This window comes from Rhizobium gallicum bv. gallicum R602sp, assembly GCF_000816845.1.
GTDB classification, from domain to species: domain Bacteria; phylum Pseudomonadota; class Alphaproteobacteria; order Rhizobiales; family Rhizobiaceae; genus Rhizobium; species Rhizobium gallicum.
In genome coordinates this window covers 986,139-1,008,855 of record NZ_CP006877.1, presented here as the reverse complement: position 1 = coordinate 1,008,855, position 22,717 = coordinate 986,139, and the positions used below count along the sequence as shown (strand labels likewise).

The window sequence follows — 22,717 nt, the reverse complement described above, 5'->3', positions numbered from 1 at the left end:
CAAGTCGACTTTCCTGAAGCGCACCCAGCTCACGGCCTAAACAGCCACTTGCGCTCGATCGCTCGTGCGAGGTCGATGCCGTTTTGGCGGGCGAAAAGCAGGATGTGGCCGAGCATGTCCGCCGTTTCGTCGGCGAGGTCCTGCTTCAGCTCGTCCGGCGCCTTGCCGTTCGGGCGCCCTCTGCCGCTCAGGCGGTTCCAGGCCTGCGTGAGTTCGCCCATTTCTTCCTGCAGCTTCAGGAGATACCAATCCGGATCTCTTTCGATGCCATGCACTTGAGCATAACGGCGGGAAGAGGATTCGAACTGTTCCGCGAGATCGGCAAGCATCGGCGTTCTCCTTTTGTATCCAAAACAGGAGAAGGCCGATTCGTCCGGATTGTCCAGCGAAGGATGTTTGGGAGCTTAGCCTTGGTTGGCGAGCAGCACGCAATCGTAGGAGCGCTTCTTGAGGGCTTCGCAAGCGGCGGTGGCGGCCTGCTCGCTTTCGAACCCGACGAAGCTGGCGCGGTAGATGGCGTTGGCGCCGGCGCCGAAGGCTTCCGTATAGGGCGTTGCGGATTTCAGCGCCGTGCCGCCTGCGGACTTTGCCTGCGCAAGCAGCGCACGGGCGGCGTCGGCGCTTGGAGCGGCGGAAATCTGGATCTGCCAGCCGCGGATCGACGGCTGCGGCTTGCCAGCATTGGCCATTTCCTCAAGTGCTGCCGGACGCTCCAAGGGAACGGCTGCGGTGTCAGAGTAACCGAGCGCGAAAGGTGCGGTGCCGGTTTCAGCTTCGCTTCGTGGCGCGGCGGCTGCAAGCGGTGCATCCGCATCGGCGGCTGAGGCGACTTCGACCGGCTGCTTGGCGCCGACGCTTGCAAGCAGCCTGCCGCCGCTAGAAGCGCGGCCGAGATACTTGTCGAGTAGTGCGGCCATCTGGGCATCGCGGCTGCGGGCCGTGCGGCCGCCGAGAACGACGCCGACGACGCGGCGGTTGCCATCGCGCACGGCGCTCACGAGATTGAAACCGGAGGCGTTCGTGTAACCCGTTTTGATGCCGTCCATACCCTGGTAGCGAACCATCAGGTTGTTATGTCCGCGGATGGTTTTGCCGCGGAAGGTGAACGCCGTCATCGAAAAGAGCCGGTATTCCCTCGGATAGTGTTTGAGCAGCGCAACGCCAAGGGTGGACATGTCGCGGGCCGTCGTCACCTGCCGCTTATCCGGCAGGCCGGAAGCGTTATAAAAGACGGTACGGTTCATGCCGAGCTGACGGGCCTTCTGCGTCATTACGCGGGCGAAGTTGCTTTCGGAGCCTGCGAGCGTTTCGCCCACCGCGGCCGCGGCATCATTCGCGGATTTAACGATCATCCCATAGACGGCTTCGCGCACGGTGATCGTTCCGCCCGCCTTCACGCCGAGCTTTGTCGGCGGGCGGCTGGATGCGTATTTCGACATGACGATCGGCGTGTCCCAAGTGATCTTGCCGCGGTTCAGCGCCTCGAAGGTGAGGTAGAGCGTCATCATCTTGGTGAGCGACGCCGGGTGGTTCAGCACATCACCGTTCTCGGACGCGAGAACCTTGCCTGTCCGGGCATCGAGGATGAGGGAGGCGCTGCCGGCCATGGCCGCGATCGGTGCCGAAACGGCAAGCGTCACAGCTAGAAATGCGGCCAACAACCTTTTCATGAAGTCCCCTCAATACAAGTGCCGACTGCGGCGAAGCCAAAACATGTCCCGTTCTGCGACAGAAGCCGCTAATTTGGCGCGACTTTGACGCAACGGACACTGATTTTTTGAGTTTTCTTTGCTCTTGGTGAACGGAACGTAAAGATTTCACCCGAAAATGCAACGTTCAACAACGCTTAACACCATAATTGATAGGTTCGCCCGTCTTCAGGGAGGCGCAATGCACAGGCTGTGGAAAAGTCGCGCGAAACGGATCGCCATTACCGGCGGGCTCGAAGCTGCGCATCTCATCGCTGCTCTCCGGCTCATGCGCAGCGCGCGCGGGCGCGGCGCGATCTTCACCCTCCATCATGTCAGGCCGCACGAGCCGCATGCTTTCGAGCCGAATGCACACCTCGAAATCACGCCGGAATTTCTCGATGCGGCGCTGACGCGGCTTGCGCATGACGGGTACCGTTTCGTCGCGCTGGACGAGATTCCGGCATTGCTTTACGGACGGGCCGGCGAGCAGCCCTTCGCAGCCTTTACCCTGGACGACGGCTACCGCAACAACCTCGTTCACGCCTATCCGATCTTCGAGAAGCACGCGGCACCCTTTACCGTATTCGTGGCAAAGGGCCTGACGGAGCGCACGCACACGATCTGGTGGGAGACGCTTGCCGCCGTTTTGCGGAAGGCCGGAAAGGTCCACTTCGATTTCGGCGGAGGCGAAGAGAACATCACGCTTTTCACATTGGCCGATCAGCATGCCGCATTCTCGCGGTTAGCAGCCCATGTCCACGGCACCGACGAGGCCTCGGCGGTTGCGAAGATCGATGCGCTCGCCCGTCACCATGAAATCGATCCGGCCGAACTCGTCGACGATCTCGTGATGGGCGCGGCGGAACTCAATCTTCTCGACGCAAGCCCCCTCGCCTCCATCGGCGCCCATACGGTCAGCCACCGCGCGCTTGCGCGGCTTCCGGAAGCCGAAGCACGGGAGGAAATAGCGCTTTCCGCCGACCATGTAGAGGCGATTACCGGCAAACGGCCGCAAACCTTCGCATTCCCATATGGCACACCCGAAGCAGCAAGCCGTCGCGAGGCGGCAATCGCAGCCGAACTCAGGTTCAAGGTCGCGGTGACGACCCGGCCGGGTGTCATGCGGCCGGACCTGCCCGGCAGCACCACCTATCTGCCGCGGCTTTCTCTCAATGGCTTTTACCAGAAGCCGCGCTATGTCTCGGCACTCGCCTCCGGCATTCCGCTGAAGCTGATGGGCCGTTAACCGCTTAAGGATACATCCTGATCTTTTGCCAATCGCCTTCCGGGGCCTTGCGGCGGAATTCGATGCGGTCGTGCAGGCGGAAGTTCTGGTCCTTCCAGAATTCGATCGAAACCGGCTTGATGCGGAAACCCGACCAGTAGGGCGGCCGCGGGATTTCGCCGATGGCATAGCGCGCCGTATATTCGGCCACGGCTCTTTCCAGCGCAAAACGGCTTTCCAGCGGACGGGACTGCTTGGATGCCCAGGCGCCGATGCGGCTGCCGCGGGCGCGCGTCTGGAAATAAGCGTCGGCTTCCTCCTCGGTCACGATTTCCACAGGACCGCGCACGCGCACTTGCCGTCGCAGCGTTTTCCAGTGAAAACACATGGCCGCTTTTTTCTGCCCCAAGATTTCGCGGCCTTTCTGACTCTCGAAATTGGTGTAGAAGACGAATCCGTCGCTATCGAATCCCTTCAGGAGAACCATGCGGACATTGGGAAGGCCATCTTCATCGACCGTCGCAAGCGCTACCGCATTCGGATCGTTTATCTCGGAACCCTCGGCATCTTTTAGCCATTCCGCGAAAAGCTTGAACGGCTCGTCGCGCTCGGTGAAGTCACCGCTTATTAACTCATTTGCCGACATATTAGCTCAAATGCCCCGGGTTTATTGGTTTAATGCCCAGCTTTTCACGACTGGACAGGACGCAGGGTGGAAGTCATAGCAAAGTCAAATCGCCATACAAAGGGCCTGCTGTGCCGTTGCGCCACGTTGTTCGTCATCGGCGCGGCGATGCTGCCGCTTTCTGGCTGCATGACGGGCGGTTTTGACTTCCTGAGCGATTCGAAGGTGGACCGTTCGGTTGCCACCGGAACCGTGCCGCAGACGCCGCCGAGCACCGATACGCTTTCCGACGAAATGACGGTTCGCAACGCGGTCACCTCTGCCGACATCCAGAGGATGGCCGGCCAGCCGCTGCCCTGGGCGAATTCCTCCACCGGCAGCGCCGGCGTCATCGACACGATCGTCGAAAACAACGATCAGGGCCAGGTCTGCCGCCAGTTCCGCACGACGCGGCACTCCTATGCCGGCATTGCCAAGTTCTACGGCAAGACCTGCCTCGTCGGCGGCGGCAACTGGCAACTGCTGAGCTTCCAGCCGGAAGGCTGACCCGCTTCAAGACATGATTAATCGCAGCCGGACCGCAGCCGCAATGCTTAGCAGAAAGCTAACCATTTGCGGCGAAAGCCGCATTCCCCTCCCCGAAAAATAAGGACTGATTAGTAACTCTGACGCACGATCGGCTAGTAGACGCGTGTTCCGGTTCGTCTGAAATGCCGGAAGGCGCGCGGAGAGTTGTCATTGGGCTTCGGGGTGCTGGGCAAGGACAGGCACGCCGCATCGCAACACCGGCGGTTATTAAATGCGCGATCCTTACAAGATTTTGGGCGTTCCTCAGGACGCAGGGACAGACGAGATCAAGGCGGCCTGGCGCAACATGGCCAAGGCCGTTCATCCGGATCACAACCAGGGCGATCCGACCGCAACGGCTCGTTTCGCCGAGGTCGGTCGTGCCTATGAGACATTGAAGGACCCCAAGAAGCGCAGCCTTTTCGATACGGCCGCACGGATGGCAGAGGCGCGAATGAATGGCGAGACGATCATGCAGCAGCGCCAGGCGGCTCGCGAGGCGGCAGTCCGTGCGAGGGCCGCGCAGGCGAATGCCGAACGGGTGATGGAAGAACTCGCCCGCGCCAACGCGCAGAAGGCTGCGAAGGCCGCCGCCGAGGCGGCAAAACAGCAGCACTTCAGCCCGGAATCCGCCGAAGACATGGTCGTGCGCATTTTTGGCGCGCAGGCCAAGGCTGCAAGCGCCGGCGCGACGGCTCATCCACAGGCAAATGCCGGCAAGCGGACAGAGGCGGAGGCAGGCAAACTCGAAGCGGAAGCTGTAAAGCCCGAGGAAGAAAGCACGGAGACGATTGCGGCCGCTGGCGGCATTCTCCAGCCCTTGAGCATTCTGACATCGCTTGTGCGCCGCTTTACCGGCAGCGCGCCCGCACCTGAAAAGGCACCGGATCAATCCGCACAGGTAACGGTCACGATCGAGGACGTATTGAAGGGCAGCTGGACCACGGTGCAGCTCGGCGAGGGCCGCGAGGCAAGCTTCGCATTGTCGGCCGGGACACGGGAAGGCCTTCAGGTCCGGCTGAAGAGCCAAGGCTACAAGCTGCCGAACATGCAGCGAGGCGACGCGGTCGTCAGCATCCACATCGCATCCGATGCGCGTTTCACCGTCGACGGCTTCGACCTGCGTACCGTGCTGCCGGTGACGATCGAGAATGCCGTCCTTGGAACCGAAGCGCGCATCGACGGGCCGAACGGGCCGGTCGAGGTCACCGTTCCCGCCTGGTCAGGATCCGACAAGACGATCCGAATCTCCGGCCAGGGCCTGCCCGACGACACAGGCGGAAAGGGCGACCTGATCGTCGAGCTGCGCATTATGTTGTGGGAAAAGCCGGATGATAAGGTCACGGATCTCATGAGAAGCATGCGCGAAGGGCTGTTTCTGTGAAATTTTCGTGACAAGCGCACCCTTTGTTACGATCCCTAACAGTTGATGATTGCCCGCAATCTTGAACCGATTAACGGCCTATGCCATAGGCAACTTCCAATTGGTTCATTAGGGGGCAAAATATGGCTCAAGCAACAGGCCTCATGTCAGGCAAGCGTGGCGTCATCATGGGCGTCGCCAACAATCGTTCGATTGCGTGGGGCATTGCCAAAGCCATTCATACACAGGGCGCCGAAATTGCCTTTACATATCAGGGAGATGCCCTGAAAAAACGCGTCGAGCCTCTGGCTGCCGAACTTGGCGGCGTACTCGCCGGCCACTGTGACGTCAGTGATGAAGCGAGCATCGATGCGGTTTTCGAGAACATCGAAAAGATGTGGGGCAAGATCGATTTCGTCGTTCACGCGATCGGCTTTTCGGACAAGGACGAGCTGACCGGCCGCTACGTCGATACTTCTCCGGACAATTTTTCCAAGACGATGCAGATTTCCGTCTACTCGTTCACGTCCGTCGCACGCCGCGCCGAGAAACTCATGACCGAGGGCGGCTCGCTGCTGACGCTCACCTATTACGGCGCCGAGAAGGTCATGCCGAACTACAATGTCATGGGCGTTGCAAAGGCTGCGCTCGAAGCGAGCGTCAAGTACCTCGCCGTCGATCTCGGACCGAAGAACATCCGTGTCAATGCGATTTCGGCAGGCCCGATCAAGACGCTGGCAGCCTCCGGCATCGGCGATTTCCGCTATATCCTGAAGTGGAACGAATATAACGCTCCGCTCCGCCGCACCGTCACCATCGAAGACGTCGGCGATGTTGGCCTTTACATGCTGTCTGACCTCTCGCGTTCGGTCACCGGCGAAGTACACCACGCCGACAGCGGTTATCATGTGATCGGCATGAAGGCGGTAGACGCGCCGGATATTTCAGTTATCAAGGACTGATCGAAGTCAAATCAAGCGGAACCTGCCTTGCTCATCTATGTGGTCCGACATGGTCAGACCGACTGGAACGCTGAACGCCGTCTGCAAGGCCAGAAGGATATTCCGCTGAATGTCATCGGCCGCGAACAGGCGCGGCTGAACGGCATCGACATGGCCGAGATTGTCAGGGTAGAAGCCATTCCCTTCGATTTCGTCGCAAGCCCGCTCCAGCGCACGCGCGAGACGATGGAGATCATGCGCACGGCAATGGGCCTGCCGCCCAAGGACTACCGCAGCGACGACCGGCTGGTCGAAGTTTCCTTCGGCGACTGGGAAGGCTTCACCATCCGGGAACTGAAGGCGACCCAGCGCGATCGCATCATCGAGCGCAATATCAACAAATGGGATTTCATCCCGCCTGGCGACTATGCCGAAAGCTACGAAATCATGTCGTGGCGCATCCGCTCATGGTTGAATTCCGTCGAGCGCCCAACCGTTTGCGTCACGCATGGCGGCGTCATCCGCAGCCTCTTCAAGATGATCGCCGATCTGCCGAAGCACGAGGCTGCCGAGGGGGAAATTCCGCAGGACCGAATCTTGAAGATCGACACTGCGAAAAGACTGATCGGCTGGATATAGTCTCTAATCACTGCACGATATCGAGGTCGTTGATCACCCGCTTGCCGTCGACTTCCGTGTAGAAGATCACCACTTTCACACCGGCCTTCAGCCCATCGAAGTTGAACTCCTCGGGCGCCTGGTATGTCTTGCCGTCATCGAGTGTCAGGCTGAGGCTGCTCATGTCGACTTTCTTGATGGTCGCTTCGACGTCGGCGCTTTCCGCAAAGCTGCTGATGGGCGACAGGAAACTTGCTGTGGCCAGCAGCGTGGCAACAAAAAAACGCATCGCGGCAACCCTCTTGGAACTCGACGCAAAAATCCAGTGAAACACAGATAAGCTCCTGAATATGGCGAAAATTGCCCGGAAGAATGGCTTTCCGCGCCTCATTGATGAATGGCACTTCAACAACGATCAAGAGCAGCCGCTAACCATTCGAGCGCTCTTGATTGCAAGCCGCAAAGATGAACCATCAGGAAATCGTAAATTAACCGGTTCCTCCTAGAGTTCCGCCGAACAGGGGGACATATTTTTGCTTTTCCGGCTAGGCGCCAACATTCAATTGCGGCGGGTACTCAAGAATACCTGGGTTTCACTGCTGGTTTCGACTCTCGTCGCATTTGTGGTCGTTGTGGTCGGCTTCACGCTCGACCGTGCGAATACTGCGGCCTATCTGCGAGAGCTGCAGATCCGCACAGAAAACGAGACGAACCTCATTCGCGCGCGCATGGCGGCACAGATCAATATGGACGTTACCGTTGTCCGCGATCTGTCCAACATGATTTCCGTGAGCGCGAAAGCCGGCGATGAAGAAATGGCGCGCCAGATCAATTGGCTGCTCATCCAAAATCCCCATTTCGTCAGCATCGCCGTCGCACCCGATTTCGTCGTCGGCAACGTCTTCCCGCCGCAGTCCGGCAAGAGCCGCATCGGCAAGGATGTGCGTGAAAAGCTGATGCTGCGCCAGTCCGTCGGGCGCAATACGGGAGACCAGCAGGCGCGTTTTTACGGCCCGGTCAAGATCGGCAGCGGAAGGGATGCCTTCGCGATCTTCTTTCCGATCTTCATCAAGGAGAACGGGCAGCGCAAGATCTGGGGTGCCGTCGAAGTCACGATCGACCAGGATATGTTTTACGAAAACACTGGCCTCAAACCCGCGCGCAATAGCGAAAACCAGGAACGCTACCCGCATCTCGACCATCTTTCGATCGCGGTGCGCGACCTGGGGACTGTGGCCGAGCAACGCGCCCTTCCCTTCTTCGGCAGCGCCGATGTGCTCGACAAGCAGCCGTTCCGCCGCAATATCACCTTCGCGGGCGGGCGCTGGGAGCTTTCGGCCGTGCCCACGACCGGATGGAACAAAGCTCCGCCGAACCAGCTTCAGCTTCGCTTGATCATCATCGCGGCCGGCTGCGTCATCATCGTGCCGATCTTCCTCGCGACCCTGCTTCTTGGCGAGCGCACCCGCAATGTCAACGAGCTCGAGGCCCGCGAAACGAAGCTGCTCGAACTTTCGCAGCGGCTGAACCTGGCGCTGGATTCTTCCAATATCGGCATCTGGGAACTGCAGGATCACGGCCACAGCCTTTACTGGGACACGCGCGCCTCGGGCCTTCACGGCCAGCCTGCCGGCGAAGGCAGTCATCCGCTTGAAAGCTGGCTCGAGGCAATCGTGGCGGCAGACCGGCCAATCGCCGAGACGCACTTTTTCAACTGCAGCCTGGCAGGCACGTCCTGCACGGCACAGTACCGTATCAGGCTTTCGGACGGCCGCATCCGGTATCTGCGCTCGGTGGGCTCCTTCTACACGGATGCGGGCGGTACCGGCAGGACGATCGGCATCGTCGCGGACGTGACTGCAGACGCGGAGGCAGCCGATATGCTGCGCAAGGCAAAAGAAAACAGCGATATCAAGAATGCCGAGCTGGAACTGGCGCTGGACGAGCTCTCCCGGCGCGAGACGCAGCTTGCCGAACTTTCAACCCGACTCGATCTGGCGCTCGATTCCTATCAGTGCGGCATCTGGGAAACGACGCTCGGCACGGCCGGCTCGGTCTGGGACGAACGCATGCACGAGCTCTACGGGCTGGAACCACGGCAGGGATTCATGCCCCAGGATGTTTGGCTTTCCTGCATTCATCCGGAAGATCGTGGTTTTGCGCTCGAAAGCGCACGGCATTTCAAGCAGCTCGGCGACAAGCACACGCTCATTTGCCGCGTGCCGGCCGAGGACGGCAGCATTCGCTACATCCGCTCGACCGGCAAAGTGCACCAGACGGCGACAGGTCAGCTGAAGCTCATTGGCGTCGCGCTCGACGTCACGGAAGATGCGCTGCTGACCGCCGAGCTGAAGGCAGCGAAGGACGAAGCGGTTGCCAAGAATATCGAGCTCGAACTTGCCAAGAATCGTATCGAGCACAATTCGCTGCATGATCCGCTGACGGCACTGGCCAACCGCCGCAAGCTCGACATCGCGCTCGAAAACCTGACGGCCAGCAGCCGATCGCAGCGGCAGAAATTCGCAATCCTCCACATCGACCTCGACCGTTTCAAGCAGATCAACGACACGCTCGGCCACGCAGCCGGGGACGCGATGCTGGTGCATGCGTCGAAGGTTCTTTCGAAGAATGTCCGTGGCAGCGATGTCGTCGCGCGCATCGGCGGCGACGAGTTCGTCATCCTCGCACTCGATGCCAGCGACGAGGAGATGGCCGCGCTGGCGGGTCGGATCATCGAAGAAATGCGCCAGCCCGTCGATTTCCAGGGCTTCCCTTGCCGCTGCGGCGTTTCGATCGGCATCGCGCTTGCCAACGGCATCCATGTCGACGCGCGCAAGGTGCTGATCAACGCCGATATCGCCCTCTACCGCGCAAAGAGCCTGGGCCGGAACCGCTACGAATTCTTCAACCAGAACCTACAGGCCGACATCATCAACAGCAAGCGCATCGCCGACGAGATCCTTGCCGGCATCGAGAATGGCGAATTCACCGCCTGGTATCAGCCGCAATTTTGCGCGCGGACAATGCGGCTCACCGGTGTCGAAGCGCTGGTGCGCTGGAACCACCCGGCCCACGGCCTGCTGACGCCGGACAAGTTCCTGCGCATCGCCGACGAGATCAACGTGGTGCAGGCGCTGGACCGCATCGTTCTCGAAACCGCTCTGAAGGACAAGATGCGCTGGGCAGCACTCGGCGTTTCAGTGCCGCAGGTCTCCGTCAATGTTTCAGCGCGGCGGCTGCATGACGGTAGCCTCTTCGAATCGCTGAGCGACCTGCAGATACGCCCGGGCGAGCTTTCATTCGAACTGGTGGAATCCATCTTCCTCGACGAAAGCGAAGATGTGGCGGCTCACAACCTCGACCGCATCAAGGCGCTCGGCATCGACATCGAAATCGACGATTTCGGCACCGGCCATACATCGATCGTCAGCCTGTTGAAGCTGAAGCCGAAACGGCTCAAGATCGACCGCCAACTCGTGCAGCCGATCCTCAACTCCCCGCAGGAGCGCGCACTGGTAAGCTCGATCATCGACATCGCCCGCTCGCTCGGCGTCGAAACGGTGGCGGAAGGGATCGAGACGATCTCGCATGCCGATATGCTGCGCGATCTTGGCTGCGACCTGCTGCAGGGCTACGCCTTCTCCCGTCCCCTCTCCTTCGACGACTTCACGGCCGCCGCAGCCGATGGTGCGGCATGGCGGATCGCTTCCTGAGGGGCTTTAAACAGCTGTTTGCGATTTTGTGCCGCTCTCCATCGCATGATTTGCCCCTCGCCCTAACGCTTCTCCCCGTAAACGGGGCGAGGGAACTTGCCATACCCAGCGCCGAGACTTGAGGAAGGCTAGGGCATGCCCCCATCTACCCGTCAGAACGGGGGAAAGTGGCGGCAGGCGGATGAAGGGGCCGCGGCATTTCTCATTGCCGATGACGTCCAAAACCCGCATCGTTTGCAATTGCGGAAACAGCATTTCTCCCTCACGTGGATTTCGCGCAAAGAAAGGCTTTTGCCCCAACCTCTTTTTGGCCTATGAGTGTCGCGCATTTTGGAGAATGGCGCGGGTTGCCGCGCGTGGTCGGAACACATGTCGCATAATACATTCGGTCATCTCTTCCGCGTGACAACCTGGGGCGAGAGCCACGGCCCGGCGCTCGGCTGCGTCGTCGACGGCTGCCCTCCCGGCCTGCGCTTCAAGCTGGAAGACATCCAGGCCTGGCTCGACAAGCGCAAGCCCGGCCAGTCGCGTTTCGTGACGCAGCGCCGCGAGGCGGACCTGGTGAAGGTGCTGTCCGGCGTGATGCTGGATGCCGACGGCGAGACGATGACTACGACCGGAACGCCGATCGCGATGATGATCGAGAACACGGACCAGCGTTCCAAGGATTACGGCGAGATTGCCCGGCAATACCGCCCCGGCCACGCCGACTATACCTATGACGTCAAATACGGCATCCGCGACTATCGCGGCGGCGGCCGCTCCTCCGCTCGCGAGACCGCGGCACGTGTCGCTGCCGGCGGAATTGCCCGTCTCGTCGTGCCGAACATGAGAGTTCACGGAGCTCTCGTGCAGATCGGCAAGCACAAGATCAACCGCCAGAACTGGGACTGGGATCAGGTTAACCAGAATCCCTTCTTCTCGCCGGATGCTGAGATCGTCCCCGTATGGGAGGAATATCTTGACGGCATCCGCAAGAACGGCTCCTCAATCGGCGCCGTCGTCGAAGTCGTGGCTGAAGGTGTTCCAGCCGGGCTCGGTGCGCCCATCTATGCCAAGCTCGACCAGGACATCGCCTCGCTGCTGATGTCGATCAATGCCGTAAAGGGCGTCGAGATAGGCAATGGGTTCGGTGCCGCCGAGATCACCGGCGAAGAAAACGCCGACGAGATGCGCATGGGCAATGACGGCAAGCCGCTGTTTCTTTCCAACCACGCCGGCGGTATTTTAGGCGGCATATCGACCGGTCAGCCGGTGATCGCGCGATTTGCGATCAAGCCGACTTCCTCCATCCTTACCGAGCGGCGCTCGATTGATGCCGATGGCAACAATGTCGATATCCGCACCAAGGGCCGGCACGACCCCTGCGTCGGCATCCGGGCCGTGCCTATCGGCGAAGCCATGGTCGCCTGCGCCATCGCCGACCACTACCTGCGCGACCGCGGCCAGACCGGCCGGCTGAAATAGGAACTGTCCCATGCCTTATGACCAGAAGCGTGTCGTCGATGCCATCCGGGCCTTCGAGGCCGGCGAAATCGTCGTCGTCATGGATGACGACGACCGGGAGAACGAAGGCGACCTGATCGTCGCCGCCGTCCATTGCACACCGGAAAAGATGGCCTTCATTGTCCGCCATACCTCCGGCATCGTCTGCACGCCAATGCCGAAAGAAGAGGCGAAGCGACTGAACCTCAACGCCATGGTGGCCGAAAACGACTCCGCGCACACGACGGCGTTTACCGTGTCCGTCGATTTCAAGCACGGCACGACGACCGGCATTTCCGCCGACGACCGCACGCTGACGGTGCGCAATCTCGCCAATCCGAATGTCGGTGCAAGCGATTTCGTCCGGCCCGGCCACATCTTTCCACTCGTTGCCCGCGAAGGCGGCGTTCTGATGCGCTCCGGCCATACGGAAGCGGCCGTGGATCTCTGCAGGCTCGCCGGACTGCCGCTGATCGGCGTCATCAGCGAGCTCGTTAATGACGACGGCACGGTGACGCGCGGGCCGCAGGTCATCGATTTTGCCGAAAAGCATGGGCTGAAGCTCGTCTCGGTCGCAGACCTCATCGCCTATCGCCAGCGCAAGGAAACATTGATCGAACTCGGCGCCAGCTTCGATATCGAGACGCCGTTCGGCAAAGCCAAGGCGCACACCTACTCGCTCCCCTGGGATCCGATGCAGCACCTCGCCGTCGTCTTCGGCGATATACGCGACGGCATCGACATCCCAGTGCGCCTGCACCCGGAAAATGTCGCCGAGGACCTCTTCGGCAAGAAAAGCCCGGTCGACCACTATATGCAGAAAATCGCCGAGGAAGGCCGCGGCATCATCGTATACCTCCGCGAAGGCTCCGTGGGCGTGGGCCACTACGACAACGGCCGCAAGGCCCGCAGCCAGGGACGCGAAGCCCACGCCGAAGCCAAGAGCCGCGAAAGCGAATGGCTGGAAATCGGCTTGGGCGCGCAGATCCTGAAAGACCTCGGCGTCAGTTCGATCAGGCTCCTCACCAGCCGCGAGCGACACTATGTCGGGCTGGAGGGATTTGGAATCAAGATTTCAAAGACGGAGATTTGGTGAGAGGTTCCCTTCTGCCCCCGGGAGAAAGGCAGCCCGCCGCGCCGGATGAGAGGAGCGTTCCGACAATCTCGTAAGCTAGGCTCCGGCACCTCTCCCCGCTGGGGAGAAGAGACACGCGGCTAACCCCTCCACCCCATGAGAAACACAACCTTCTCCACCCCCGCAAACTTCGCCACGCGCTCCAGTTCCGCGCGCAGCCTCTCCATCCGCCCCGCAGAAGCCTTCACGCCGGGCTCCAGCCATAGCCGCTTCACATCCAGCGTCCCCTTCTTGCGGTCGGCCTTCATGTCGATGCGGCCGATGAGTTTGTCACCTTCGAGCAGCGGAAAGACGTAATAGCCGTATTCGCGCTTCGGCTCAGGTACGAAAACCTCGATGCGGTAGAAAAAGCCGAACAGGCGTTCGGTGCGGTTGCGGTCGCGGATCGTCGGATCGAAGGGGCTCAAGACGCGAATGCGCGCCGGAGCCTCGAGATAGCCATCCAGCGTCGAAAGGAAATCCGCAAAGGCCCAGGAGGGGCGCGGCTTGCCGCCGAGCGCCGGTTCGATCAGGATCTCGGTCAGCTCGTCGCGATGGGTTGAAACCCAGGCCTTGGCCTCGTCCGGCGACAGCAGATTCCAAAAGGCGGCGATTTCGCCGTGTGTCGCAAAACCGAGCCGTTTCAACGCGCTGCGGCACGCCCAATCGACAAACTCCTCCCGGCTTACTTCCGGATCGCGGAATTCGGCGGGGATGACACGCTCGACCAGATCATAGATCTTCTGGAAATTGGAGCGGCCGGCGATGGCGAACTTGCCGGTGTGCCAGAAATATTCGAGCGCGGTCTTATTAGGATGCCAGTTCCACCAGCCGCCCGAGGTGTGTCCGTCGGCCTTGATCTCGCGCGCCATGATCGCGCCGTCGCGCGCCACGCGCTCGTAGGTCTCGTCGAAGGCATGCTCGAAACCCTCGCCGCGCCATTTGCGCCAGCGCTCGACGAGCACCTCTTCCTGGTGCCGGAATTTGTGCTTCCAGTATTTGAAAAAGGCGCTCGGCAGGATGGAGGCGTCGTGCGTCCAATGTTCGAACAGCGCGCCGTCCTTCTCCAGGAGCGCGGTCAGGTGTTCGCGTCTGTATGTCTGGTTGCGGGAAAAGAGGATCTGGTGATGCGCCCGCTCCACCGTCTGGATGCTATCCACCTGCACGAAACCGATGTTATGGATCAGCTGCAGCAGCCCGGCCTTGGTCAGGGCGCGGTTCGGCGCAGAGCTGAGGCCCTGTTTGGCGAGGAAGACGCGGCGGGCATCGCTGTTCGACAAGAGATTCGTCATGGGCACATCATATTCGGGAAAATGTTCCTAGCCACCCGGTTTTGCACTTTTGACGCTGCGGCTATAGAAGCAGCATCGGATTGTGACAGGGGAATGATTTGGAGATCCGCTTCGAAGGGGCTGCAGTCACTTATGGCGCGCGCGAAGCGCTCTCGCCGCTGACCCTCACTCTTACGGAAAACCGCATCGGCGTCATCGGCCTCAACGGTTCGGGAAAGACCACTTTCGCGCGGCTGATCAATGGTCTGACGAAGCCGACAGCCGGACGCGTGATCGTCAATGGGCGGGACACGGCCGATTCCCATTCGGCCCTTCCGGAGGTCGGTTTCATCTTCCAGCAGCCGCAGAACCAGATCATCCTGCCGATCGTGCGCGACGACATTGCCTTCGGATTGAAGGGCCGCGGCTTCTCGAAGGCCGAGATCGAGGCGAAGGTTGAAGCTGCACTCGGCCGCTTCGATGCCGCCCATCTGGCAGCGCGCCGGGCGCATGAGCTTTCTGGCGGCGAGTTGCAGATCGCCGCCCTCTGCGCGGTTCTGGTGACAGGCCCGGATATCCTGATCCTCGACGAGCCGACGAACCAGCTCGATCTCAAGAATCGTGCATTGGTGCAGAAGATCATCGAGGGCCTGCCTGAAAACGCCATCGTGATCAGCCATGATCTGGAACTGGTCGCGCATTTCGGCCGCGTCCTGCTCTTCCACGAGGGCAGGCTTGCCGCCGATGCGCCGGCGGCCGAGGCAATCGCGCGCTACCGGGAGATTGCCGCCTGATGCAATCGCTTTATGTCGAGGGAACCAGCATCATGCACCGGCTTCCGGCGCGCTCGAAGCTGCTTGTTCTCGCGATCCTCGGCGTCATTCTCTTCACCACCCGCAACATTCCGCTGCTTTCGCTCGGCGTGCTGATAACAGGGGCCGTCTATTTCAGCCTCGGCCTGCCTTTCGGGCAGGCGATTGCACGGCTGAAGCCCGTGCTGCTGACGATTCTCGTCGTGGCACTTTTCAGCCTCGCCTTCAATCCCTGGCATGGCGCGGTCGAGGCGCTGCTGCGGCTGACGGCGCTGATGCTCTTTGCGGCGGCGGTGACGGCAACAACGACGATCGGCGAGTTCATCGACGAGATCACGCTGCTTGCCCGCCCATTGGAGCGGGCCGGCCTGGTGGCGGCGAACGATGTCGGACTTGCGGTCGGCCTCGTCGTCCGTTTCGTGCCGGAAATCCTTGGCCGCTACCAGGCGATCAAGGAGGCGCATGCAGCCCGCGGCATTAAGTTGCGGCCCGTCACCGTGCTTGCGCCGTTGATCATCCTCACGCTCAGAGATGCGGATAATATTGCCGCAGCGATTGACGCGCGCGGCGTTCGGCGGCATGTGAGTTAACATTCTGTAAACACGGAGCCCATGATGAGCACCCGCGACCTCGTTCTCTCAGCCCTCTTTGCCGCAATCATCGTGGCGCTCGGCATTCTGCCGCCGATCACGCTCGGCTTCATTCCGGTGCCGATCACCGCGCAGTCGCTTGGCGTCATGATGGCAGGCGTCGTGCTCGGCGCGCGCCGCGGCGCGATCGCCGTGCTGATCGTGCTTGTTCTCGTTGCGATCGGCCTTCCGGTGCTTTCAGGCGGCCGCGGCGGCCTTGCGGCATTTGCCGCACCGACGACCGGTTTCCTCATCGGTTGGCTCTTTGCCGCCTCCGTCACCGGCTATGTCGCCGAGCGCCTGGTGAGGGCCGAGCAGTCCGGCCTCGTGCAGACGGTCGGCTTCTTCCTCGCATCTGCGATCGGCGGCATCATCGTTCTCTATGCTTTCGGGATCGCCTATCTCGTGGTCGCTGCCGGCGTCGGCCTGCAACAGGCGTTCGTCGGCTCGATGGCCTTCGTCCCCGGCGATGTCATCAAGGCGTTCGTCGCAGCGCTCGCCGGCCGCGCCGTCATGGTCGGCTATCCGCTGCTGCCTGCACGTGCTTAGGTTTGGAGCCTAATCAACGAAGGTGTAAAGCCAGTCGCGCGTTTCTTCAGGGAGCGCGGCCGGCGACAGGTCTTCGCGATTGCGCGCCTGCCAGATGATCTCGACCTCGGCGGCGCGTTCGCCTTCTGCCTCGACGGCAATCAGAAAGCCGACGGAGCGAACGCCGATCTTGTCGACCGCAGTCGTGAATTCCATCAGTTCGTCGTAGTGCAAGGGCCGGTGCAGGATGCAGGAAATCTTGCTTGCAGTATAAATTGGCTCGCCTTCCACTTCCGGCCGCGTCAGCCAGAAATTTGCAAGTACGGATTCGGCATAGGAAATATAGGACGAGATGAACATCTCACCATGCATGTCGACATCCCGAAACGGCACGCGTATTTCCGCTACGTTCGAGCGCGCTGATTTTGCCATCTGCCTGCCTATCCTCATTTCCCTGCTGAAAGACTAATGGCGACACAGGCCGAAGTAAACGGTGGAGCTGACATGGGCACGACACCGCGCGTATGTTGAAATTGCCGGCATTTGCACCATCTGCTGTGGATCATGACTGGGGCAAGCGATAAGAGTTTCCGCATGAGCACCCGCCTTTACGAACATCCGATCTTTCTCGAACATGTCACACCCGCGGGCCATCCCGAGCGGCCGGACCGGATGCGGGCAATCAACGTCGCGCTCGGCCATCCGAATTTCGAGCGGCTGGAGCGCAAGGAGGCGCCGCAGGCGAACGAGGAGGCCGTGCTGCTTGCCCATCCCGAGGAACATCTGCGCGCCGTCATGCGCCAGATTCCCGAAGGAGACGGCGAGATCAACCAGATCGAGGCCGATACCTATGCGAGCCCGAAGAGCCTGCAGGCGGCGCTGACGGGCGTCGGTGCGGCCATGGCTGCGGTGGATGACGTCTTCACCGGCAAGGCCGACAATGTCTTCGTCGCCGCCCGCCCGCCGGGGCATCACGCGGAGAAGATGACGGCGATGGGGTTCTGCTTCTTCAACAATGCAGCGATCGCCGCGCGCCATGCCCAAAGGCGCCATGGCGCCGAGCGTGTCGCGATCGTCGATTGGGATGTACACCACGGCAACGGCACGCAGGACATCTTCTGGGACGACGCCTCCGTGCTCTTCTGCTCGACGCATCAGATGCCGCTCTATCCGGGATCGGGAGCGAAGGACGAAAGCGGCAAGCACGGCACGATCATCAATGCGCCGCTTTCGCCGAATGTCGGCAGCGATCATTTCCGCGAGGCATTCAAAACGCGCGTGCTGCCGGCGCTTGTCGATTTCCGGCCGGACCTCATCATCATCTCTGCCGGCTTCGACGCGCATCACCGCGATCCCTTGGCGCAGATCAATCTCGTCGGCGAGGATTTCGACTGGGCGACCGGAAGATTGCTGGAGATAGCCGACAAAAGCGCCTCCAACCGGGTCGTCAGCCTGCTGGAAGGCGGCTATGATCTGGAAGGGCTTGCCGAATCGGCAGGCCTGCATGTGCTCCGATTGATGAAGGGTTGAGTATGACTGACAGCGCCAAGCCGGAGGTTTCCGGTCTTTCCTTCGAAAAGGCGGTTGCCGAACTCGAAAGCATCGTGGCCCGCCTGGAGCGCGGCGACGTGGCGCTCGATGAATCCATCGAGATCTACGAGCGCGGCGAAGCGCTGAAGAAGCATTGTGAGACCCTGCTTTCGGCGGCCGAAAACCGCATCGAGAAGATCCGGCTCGACCGCGCCGGCAAACCGCAGGGCACGGAGCCGCTGGACGGGGCGTGAGCTCGTAAAACATTTGCCCAAGACTTCAGGCCGGAAGCAAATCGTCAGTCTAACATCCCCCACCAAACAGCAAAGGGAACAGTTCAGAATGACGGATAGGCTGAAGAGCAAGGTTGCCATCATCTCAGGCGGTGCGACCGGCATGGGCGGCGCAGCGTCAAAGCTGTTTGCGGCCGAAGGCGCTCGTGTCGCGATCATAGACCGCAATGGCGAGGCGGCGGCGCAGACCGCCACGGCCATCCGGGATGCAGGCGGTGAAGCGGATTACTGGGTTGCCGACGTTTCCGACGAGAAAGCGGTGAACACGGCCGTTGCCGGTATCGAGGAGCGCTATGGCGCCGTTACCGTGCTCTTCAATCATGCAGGCACCATCGTCATCAAGCCGTTCCTTGAAACGACGCTTGAGGAATGGGATTGGCTGCATGCCGTCAACGTGCGCTCGATGTTCCTGATGACAAAGGCCGTGTTGCCGAAGATGATTTCGGCAGGCGGCGGATCGATCGTCTGTACCTCGTCCATCTCCGCCGTTGCCGCAACGCCGATGGAAGTGCTCTATGACACGACCAAGGGCGCAGTGCATATGTTCGCGCGAGCGATTGCGGTAGAATTCCGCGACCGCAACATCCGCTGCAATGCTGTCTGCCCCGGCTTCATCCGCACGCCGCACGGCCTTCGTGAGGTGGCCGACTTACAGGCCTTTGGGGTCGATGTTTCCGACGCCGCGATTGCTGCGCAGCAGGGGAGGATCGGTGAGCCGGAAGACGTGGCGAGGGCGGCGCTCTATTTGGCGAGCGACGAATCCAGCTTCGTCAACGGCGCCCATCTCTTCGTCGATAACGGCTTCACAGCCATCTGACGAACATGAACCCTTTCGCGGCGGCCCTCCAGGCGCTATTGCTGGTCGCGCCCTCGTGCTCGGAGAACCGATATGTCCTTCTTCCCCGGTAAAGACCCGCTGCCCGGTGACGCGTTCGCCTGCGACGCCATTGAGAATCTAATCATTCCGCGCACCAGCGATATCGGCGGTTTTCAGGTGCGTCGGGCGCTTCCGACGCGGCAGCGGCGGCTGGTGGGGCCGTTCATCTTTTTCGACCGGATGGGACCGGCGATTCTCAAGCCCGGCGAGGCGCTCGATGTGAAGCCGCATCCGCATATCGGATTGTCGACAGTCACCTACCTTTTCGATGGCGAAATCCGGCATATGGACAGTCTTGGTACCGAGAAGGTGATACGGCCCGGCGACATCAACCTGATGACGGCCGGACGCGGCATTGTGCATTCGGAGCGCACGCCCGACAATCTGCGTGGTCACCCGCTGCTGATGTCGGGCCTGCAGACCTGGCTGGCACTGCCGGACGACAAGGAAGAAATCGACCCCTGCTTTGCCCATACGGAAAAAAGCGAGATGCCGCTGATCAATGAACGTGGCGTCAGAGGGCGCGTCGTCATCGGCTCCTTCGAAGGCATGACGTCGCCGGTCAAGGTGTTTTCGGACACGCTCTATGCCGACCTCGATATTGAACCGGGCGCCAGGTTCCCCTTCGGCGCGGCGCATGAAGAGCGCGCAGCCTATGTGCTTTCGGGCGAAGTCATCATCGCCGGCGACCGCTTTGCCGCGGATCAGCTGCTCGTCTTCCGGCCAGGTGACGCGATCACCCTTGAGGCAGGTCCTGCGGGCTGTCATCTGATGCTCTTTGGGGGTGCGGCGCTGAATTCGAAGCGGTACATCTGGTGGAACTTCGTTTCCTCCTCCAAGGAGCGTATCGAGAAGGCGAAGGAGGAATGGCGCACCGGCCGCTTCGACATCGTTCCGGGGGACGAAGAGGAATTCGTGCCTTTGCCTGAAGGATGAACTCCTTTAGAATTATGGGGTTGCGGTTCTTGAAATGCACTTGTTTTGCCGCAATCTAATCGAATAAGCAAAGCAAGAACCATAAGAAAGAGCTCCCGCCCGTGACACATCAGCCGAAAACCCCGCTGCTCGACCAGGTCAAATATCCCGCCGACCTGCGCAAGCTCGAGGATCGTGACCTGCCGCAGCTTGCGCGCGAAGTCCGAGACGAGATGATCGACGCGGTCTCGCGCACCGGCGGACATCTGGGCGCGGGTCTCGGCGTCGTCGAACTGACGATCGCCATCCACAGTGTCTTCGATACGCCCGGGGATCGGTTGATCTTCGACGTCGGCCACCAGTGTTATCCGCACAAGATCCTTACCGGCCGCCGCGAGCGGATCCGCACGCTGCGTCAGGAAGGCGGCCTTTCCGGGTTCACGCGGCGCGCCGAGAGCGAATACGATCCCTTCGGGGCTGCGCACTCATCGACCTCGATTTCCGCGGGTCTCGGCATGGCAGTCGCCGCGGAACTCAGCAAGACAGACCGACGCGTGATTGCCGTCATCGGCGACGGCGCCATGTCGGCCGGCATGGCTTACGAGGCGCTGAACAATGCCGGCGCGCTCGATGCAAGGCTCATCGTCATCCTCAACGACAACGATATGTCGATTGCCCCGCCGACGGGTGCCATGAGCGCCTATCTCGCCCGCCTCGCCTCCGGACGGACCTATATGGGCTTTCGCGATTTCGGCAAGAAACTGACGGCTTATCTCGGCAAGAAAGTCGACCGGGCGCTCACCCGCGCCGTCGAGCATGCGCGAGGCTACGTCACCGGCGGCACCATGTTCGAGGAAATGGGCTTCTACCACATCGGCCCGATCGATGGTCATTCCTTCGAGCATCTGCTCCCCGTGCTGCGCAATGTGCGCGACAACGCCGAGGGTCCGGTGCTGATCCACGTCGTCACGCAGAAGGGCAAGGGTTATCCGCCTGCCGAAGCCGCCGCCGACAAGTACCACGGCGTCAACAAGTTCGACGTCATCACAGGGGCGCAGGCCAAGGTGAAGCCAAACGCGCCGAGCTATACGAGCGTCTTCGCCGAGGCGCTGGTGCAGGAGGCAACGCTCGACGACAAGATCGTCGGCATCACGGCGGCCATGCCGAACGGCACCGGCCTGGACAAGCTTGCCGAAGTCTTCCCTGCGCGCTGTTTCGATGTCGGCATCGCCGAGCAGCATGCCGTCACCTTCGCGGCCGGCCTCGCCACCGAGGGTTACAAGCCGTTTGCGGCGCTCTATTCCACCTTCTTGCAGCGCGCCTACGACCAGGTCGTCCACGATGTCGCAATCCAGGGCCTGCCGGTCCGTTTCCCGATCGACCGCGCTGGTTTCGTCGGCGCCGACGGCCCGACGCATGCGGGCTCGTTCGACACGACATTCCTTGCGACGCTTCCCGGCTTCGTCGTCATGGCTGCGGCCGACGAGGCGGAACTGAAGCACATGGTTCGTACGGCGGCGGCTTATGACGCCGGCCCGATTTCATTCCGTTATCCGCGCGGCGAAGGTGTCGGCGTCGAGATGCCGGCGCGCGGCGAAATCCTGCAGATCGGCAAGGGCCGCATTGTCAAGGAAGGCACCAAGGTTGCGCTGCTCTCCTTCGGCTCGCGGCTCGCGGACTGCATGCTTGCGGCCGAAGATCTTGAAGCTGCCGGCCTTTCGACCACGGTTGCCGATGCGCGCTTCGCCAAGCCGCTGGACCACGGCCTGATCCGCCAGCTCGCCCGCCACCACGAAATGCTGATCACCGTCGAAGAAGGCGCCATCGGCGGCTTTGGCAGTCATGTGCTGCATTTCCTCGCGATGGAAGGTCTGCTCGAAAGCGGCCTGAAGGTCCGCTCGCTCACCATGCCCGATATCTGGATGGAGCAGGCGAAACCAGAGGTGATGAACGCCCATGCCGGCCTCGACCGCGCAGGCATCGTTTCAACGGTTTTCCGGACACTCGGCCACGGCGCAGCCGTGGGGGTTGCGGGCTGACGCCATCCGGAGCCTTCGGCAGCGCGAAGGCGGCCCAAAACTAGCAATCTACTTCATCCGTCCGGTATGCGGCCGCACCGAGGCGGCGGCAGGTCAGTCGCAGGAGCCAGCGCAGCCGGAACATGCGGAGGTCCTGGCACCGCTTTTTTGAAGGCGAGATCCTGTACCGGCTGCTGAGCGGGCCGCAGGCGGGTCTGCTTGAGCAGATCGCCAATGGCGAGAGCCGACTGAACCAGATCGGCCGCGCGATCGAATTCGTGCGCAAATCAGGCTGCAGGAGGCGCGGCGCCGCATGGTCGTCGAAGGCATGACGGCGGCCGAAGCGGGATTTCGCGTAGGCTACGACAGCCCGCCGCAGTTCAGCGGCGACTATGTCCGGTTCCCCCATATGGCGCCGAAACGCGACGTCGAGCGGATGCGCGGCTAGCACGCAACGACGAGAAGGGCGGCCAAACCGGCCGCCCCTCTTATATGCCAGATC

24 protein-coding genes are annotated in these 22,717 nt (G+C 61.3%); 18 read left to right on the top strand and 6 right to left on the bottom strand.

The window, feature by feature from the left end:
- Positions 1 to 29: 29 nt before the first annotated feature.
- Entirely contained in the window at positions 30 to 329 is a 300-nt protein-coding gene (locus RGR602_RS04920) for a pyrophosphohydrolase domain-containing protein (RefSeq protein WP_039844185.1), read from the bottom strand.
- Positions 330 to 404: 75 nt separating this feature from the next.
- Positions 405 to 1,670 carry a D-alanyl-D-alanine carboxypeptidase family protein gene (locus tag RGR602_RS04915; RefSeq protein WP_039844184.1) on the bottom strand — a complete coding sequence of 422 codons (1,266 nt, stop codon included), beginning with the start codon at positions 1,668 to 1,670 and terminating at the stop codon, positions 405 to 407.
- Between the two features lie 220 nt (positions 1,671 to 1,890).
- Between RGR602_RS04915 and RGR602_RS04910 the strand changes: the two genes are divergently transcribed.
- Positions 1,891 to 2,937: a polysaccharide deacetylase family protein gene (locus tag RGR602_RS04910; protein WP_039844183.1), complete on the top strand. Its 1,047-nt coding sequence runs from the start codon at positions 1,891 to 1,893 to the stop codon at positions 2,935 to 2,937.
- A gap of 4 nt (positions 2,938 to 2,941) precedes the next feature.
- Here RGR602_RS04910 and pdxH read toward each other — a convergent pair whose 3' ends face one another.
- Complete coding sequence (gene pdxH, locus RGR602_RS04905; RefSeq protein ID WP_039844182.1) at positions 2,942 to 3,562, bottom strand: pyridoxamine 5'-phosphate oxidase; 621 nt, start codon at positions 3,560 to 3,562, stop codon at positions 2,942 to 2,944.
- 66 nt (positions 3,563 to 3,628) lie between these two features.
- Between pdxH and RGR602_RS04900 the strand changes: the two genes are divergently transcribed.
- From RGR602_RS04900 to RGR602_RS04885, 4 genes are all read left to right on the top strand, one after another.
- Positions 3,629 to 4,087 (top strand): RT0821/Lpp0805 family surface protein, encoded by a 459-nt coding sequence (locus RGR602_RS04900; protein WP_039844181.1) that lies wholly within the window; start codon positions 3,629 to 3,631, stop codon positions 4,085 to 4,087.
- Between the two features lie 253 nt (positions 4,088 to 4,340).
- The gene (locus RGR602_RS04895; protein ID WP_039844180.1) at positions 4,341 to 5,492 is read left to right on the top strand and encodes a DnaJ C-terminal domain-containing protein; all 1,152 of its coding nucleotides are present in this window, start codon (positions 4,341 to 4,343) and stop codon (positions 5,490 to 5,492) included.
- A gap of 122 nt (positions 5,493 to 5,614) precedes the next feature.
- The gene (fabI, locus tag RGR602_RS04890) at positions 5,615 to 6,433 is read left to right on the top strand and encodes an enoyl-ACP reductase FabI (RefSeq protein WP_039844179.1); all 819 of its coding nucleotides are present in this window, start codon (positions 5,615 to 5,617) and stop codon (positions 6,431 to 6,433) included.
- Positions 6,434 to 6,460: 27 nt separating this feature from the next.
- Positions 6,461 to 7,051, top strand: a complete 591-nt coding sequence (locus tag RGR602_RS04885; protein ID WP_039844178.1) for a histidine phosphatase family protein — start codon at positions 6,461 to 6,463, stop codon at positions 7,049 to 7,051.
- Positions 7,052 to 7,058: 7 nt separating this feature from the next.
- Here RGR602_RS04885 and RGR602_RS04880 read toward each other — a convergent pair whose 3' ends face one another.
- Positions 7,059 to 7,319, bottom strand: coding sequence for a DUF1344 domain-containing protein (locus tag RGR602_RS04880; RefSeq protein ID WP_022716492.1), 261 nt, complete (start codon positions 7,317 to 7,319; stop codon positions 7,059 to 7,061).
- Positions 7,320 to 7,563: 244 nt separating this feature from the next.
- Between RGR602_RS04880 and RGR602_RS04875 the strand changes: the two genes are divergently transcribed.
- From RGR602_RS04875 to ribB, 3 genes are all read left to right on the top strand, one after another.
- On the top strand, positions 7,564 to 10,743 hold the full coding sequence (locus tag RGR602_RS04875; RefSeq protein WP_039844177.1) for a bifunctional diguanylate cyclase/phosphodiesterase: 3,180 nt from the start codon (positions 7,564 to 7,566) through the stop codon (positions 10,741 to 10,743).
- 369 nt (positions 10,744 to 11,112) lie between these two features.
- Positions 11,113 to 12,210: a chorismate synthase gene (gene aroC / locus RGR602_RS04870; RefSeq protein ID WP_039844176.1), complete on the top strand. Its 1,098-nt coding sequence runs from the start codon at positions 11,113 to 11,115 to the stop codon at positions 12,208 to 12,210.
- 10 nt (positions 12,211 to 12,220) lie between these two features.
- Entirely contained in the window at positions 12,221 to 13,324 is a 1,104-nt protein-coding gene (ribB, locus tag RGR602_RS04865) for a 3,4-dihydroxy-2-butanone-4-phosphate synthase (protein ID WP_022716496.1), read from the top strand.
- A gap of 119 nt (positions 13,325 to 13,443) precedes the next feature.
- Here ribB and RGR602_RS04860 read toward each other — a convergent pair whose 3' ends face one another.
- Positions 13,444 to 14,634 carry a winged helix-turn-helix domain-containing protein gene (locus tag RGR602_RS04860; RefSeq protein WP_039844175.1) on the bottom strand — a complete coding sequence of 397 codons (1,191 nt, stop codon included), beginning with the start codon at positions 14,632 to 14,634 and terminating at the stop codon, positions 13,444 to 13,446.
- A gap of 98 nt (positions 14,635 to 14,732) precedes the next feature.
- Here RGR602_RS04860 and RGR602_RS04855 point away from each other — a divergent pair, with 98 nt between their 5' ends.
- From RGR602_RS04855 to RGR602_RS04845, 3 genes are read left to right on the top strand one after another with little or no spacing between them, the layout of a single operon-like run.
- Entirely contained in the window at positions 14,733 to 15,407 is a 675-nt protein-coding gene (locus RGR602_RS04855) for an energy-coupling factor ABC transporter ATP-binding protein (RefSeq protein ID WP_039844174.1), read from the top strand.
- On the top strand, positions 15,407 to 16,015 hold the full coding sequence (locus RGR602_RS04850; protein ID WP_039844173.1) for an energy-coupling factor transporter transmembrane component T family protein: 609 nt from the start codon (positions 15,407 to 15,409) through the stop codon (positions 16,013 to 16,015). Before RGR602_RS04855 ends, RGR602_RS04850 begins: the two co-directional genes overlap by 1 nt.
- A 24-nt stretch (positions 16,016 to 16,039) precedes the next feature.
- Positions 16,040 to 16,603 (top strand): biotin transporter BioY, encoded by a 564-nt coding sequence (locus RGR602_RS04845; RefSeq protein ID WP_039844172.1) that lies wholly within the window; start codon positions 16,040 to 16,042, stop codon positions 16,601 to 16,603.
- Between the two features lie 9 nt (positions 16,604 to 16,612).
- On the opposite strand, the gene RGR602_RS04840 is transcribed toward RGR602_RS04845, so the two are convergent.
- Entirely contained in the window at positions 16,613 to 17,014 is a 402-nt protein-coding gene (locus RGR602_RS04840; protein WP_039844171.1) for an acyl-CoA thioesterase, read from the bottom strand.
- 162 nt (positions 17,015 to 17,176) lie between these two features.
- Here RGR602_RS04840 and RGR602_RS04835 point away from each other — a divergent pair, with 162 nt between their 5' ends.
- From RGR602_RS04835 to RGR602_RS38075, 7 genes are all read left to right on the top strand, one after another.
- On the top strand, positions 17,177 to 18,112 hold the full coding sequence (locus tag RGR602_RS04835) for a histone deacetylase family protein (RefSeq protein ID WP_039846656.1): 936 nt from the start codon (positions 17,177 to 17,179) through the stop codon (positions 18,110 to 18,112).
- Positions 18,113 to 18,114: 2 nt separating this feature from the next.
- The gene (locus RGR602_RS04830) at positions 18,115 to 18,366 is read left to right on the top strand and encodes an exodeoxyribonuclease VII small subunit (protein ID WP_022716503.1); all 252 of its coding nucleotides are present in this window, start codon (positions 18,115 to 18,117) and stop codon (positions 18,364 to 18,366) included.
- 88 nt (positions 18,367 to 18,454) lie between these two features.
- Positions 18,455 to 19,222: an SDR family NAD(P)-dependent oxidoreductase gene (locus RGR602_RS04825; RefSeq protein ID WP_039844170.1), complete on the top strand. Its 768-nt coding sequence runs from the start codon at positions 18,455 to 18,457 to the stop codon at positions 19,220 to 19,222.
- 72 nt (positions 19,223 to 19,294) lie between these two features.
- The gene (locus RGR602_RS04820; RefSeq protein ID WP_039844169.1) at positions 19,295 to 20,218 is read left to right on the top strand and encodes a pirin family protein; all 924 of its coding nucleotides are present in this window, start codon (positions 19,295 to 19,297) and stop codon (positions 20,216 to 20,218) included.
- A gap of 101 nt (positions 20,219 to 20,319) precedes the next feature.
- Complete coding sequence (dxs, locus tag RGR602_RS04815) at positions 20,320 to 22,236, top strand: 1-deoxy-D-xylulose-5-phosphate synthase (RefSeq protein WP_039844168.1); 1,917 nt, start codon at positions 20,320 to 20,322, stop codon at positions 22,234 to 22,236.
- Between the two features lie 122 nt (positions 22,237 to 22,358).
- Positions 22,359 to 22,547 (top strand): hypothetical protein, encoded by a 189-nt coding sequence (locus tag RGR602_RS39370; RefSeq protein ID WP_039844167.1) that lies wholly within the window; start codon positions 22,359 to 22,361, stop codon positions 22,545 to 22,547.
- A complete protein-coding gene (locus RGR602_RS38075) occupies positions 22,529 to 22,663 on the top strand; it encodes a hypothetical protein (protein WP_323808235.1) in 135 nt (44 codons plus the stop codon). Before RGR602_RS39370 ends, RGR602_RS38075 begins: the two co-directional genes overlap by 19 nt.
- Positions 22,664 to 22,717: the final 54 nt, after the last annotated feature.

Coding starts and splice junctions, on each gene's coding strand:
- RGR602_RS04860 (WP_039844175.1), bottom strand. CDS start 14,634: ATGACGAATCTCTTGTCGAACAGCGATGCCCGCCGCGTCTTCCTCGCC.
- RGR602_RS04830 (WP_022716503.1), top strand. CDS start 18,115: ATGACTGACAGCGCCAAGCCGGAGGTTTCCGGTCTTTCCTTCGAAAAG.
- RGR602_RS04850 (WP_039844173.1), top strand. CDS start 15,407: ATGCAATCGCTTTATGTCGAGGGAACCAGCATCATGCACCGGCTTCCG.
- aroC (WP_039844176.1), top strand. CDS start 11,113: ATGTCGCATAATACATTCGGTCATCTCTTCCGCGTGACAACCTGGGGC.
- RGR602_RS04895 (WP_039844180.1), top strand. CDS start 4,341: ATGCGCGATCCTTACAAGATTTTGGGCGTTCCTCAGGACGCAGGGACA.
- RGR602_RS04835 (WP_039846656.1), top strand. CDS start 17,177: ATGAGCACCCGCCTTTACGAACATCCGATCTTTCTCGAACATGTCACA.
- RGR602_RS38075 (WP_323808235.1), top strand. CDS start 22,529: ATGGTCGTCGAAGGCATGACGGCGGCCGAAGCGGGATTTCGCGTAGGC.
- RGR602_RS04880 (WP_022716492.1), bottom strand. CDS start 7,319: ATGCGTTTTTTTGTTGCCACGCTGCTGGCCACAGCAAGTTTCCTGTCG.
- RGR602_RS04915 (WP_039844184.1), bottom strand. CDS start 1,670: ATGAAAAGGTTGTTGGCCGCATTTCTAGCTGTGACGCTTGCCGTTTCG.
- ribB (WP_022716496.1), top strand. CDS start 12,221: ATGCCTTATGACCAGAAGCGTGTCGTCGATGCCATCCGGGCCTTCGAG.
- RGR602_RS04920 (WP_039844185.1), bottom strand. CDS start 329: ATGCTTGCCGATCTCGCGGAACAGTTCGAATCCTCTTCCCGCCGTTAT.
- RGR602_RS04820 (WP_039844169.1), top strand. CDS start 19,295: ATGTCCTTCTTCCCCGGTAAAGACCCGCTGCCCGGTGACGCGTTCGCC.
- RGR602_RS04910 (WP_039844183.1), top strand. CDS start 1,891: ATGCACAGGCTGTGGAAAAGTCGCGCGAAACGGATCGCCATTACCGGC.
- RGR602_RS04825 (WP_039844170.1), top strand. CDS start 18,455: ATGACGGATAGGCTGAAGAGCAAGGTTGCCATCATCTCAGGCGGTGCG.
- fabI (WP_039844179.1), top strand. CDS start 5,615: ATGGCTCAAGCAACAGGCCTCATGTCAGGCAAGCGTGGCGTCATCATG.
- RGR602_RS04840 (WP_039844171.1), bottom strand. CDS start 17,014: ATGGCAAAATCAGCGCGCTCGAACGTAGCGGAAATACGCGTGCCGTTT.
- pdxH (WP_039844182.1), bottom strand. CDS start 3,562: ATGTCGGCAAATGAGTTAATAAGCGGTGACTTCACCGAGCGCGACGAG.
- RGR602_RS39370 (WP_039844167.1), top strand. CDS start 22,359: ATGCGGAGGTCCTGGCACCGCTTTTTTGAAGGCGAGATCCTGTACCGG.
- RGR602_RS04845 (WP_039844172.1), top strand. CDS start 16,040: ATGAGCACCCGCGACCTCGTTCTCTCAGCCCTCTTTGCCGCAATCATC.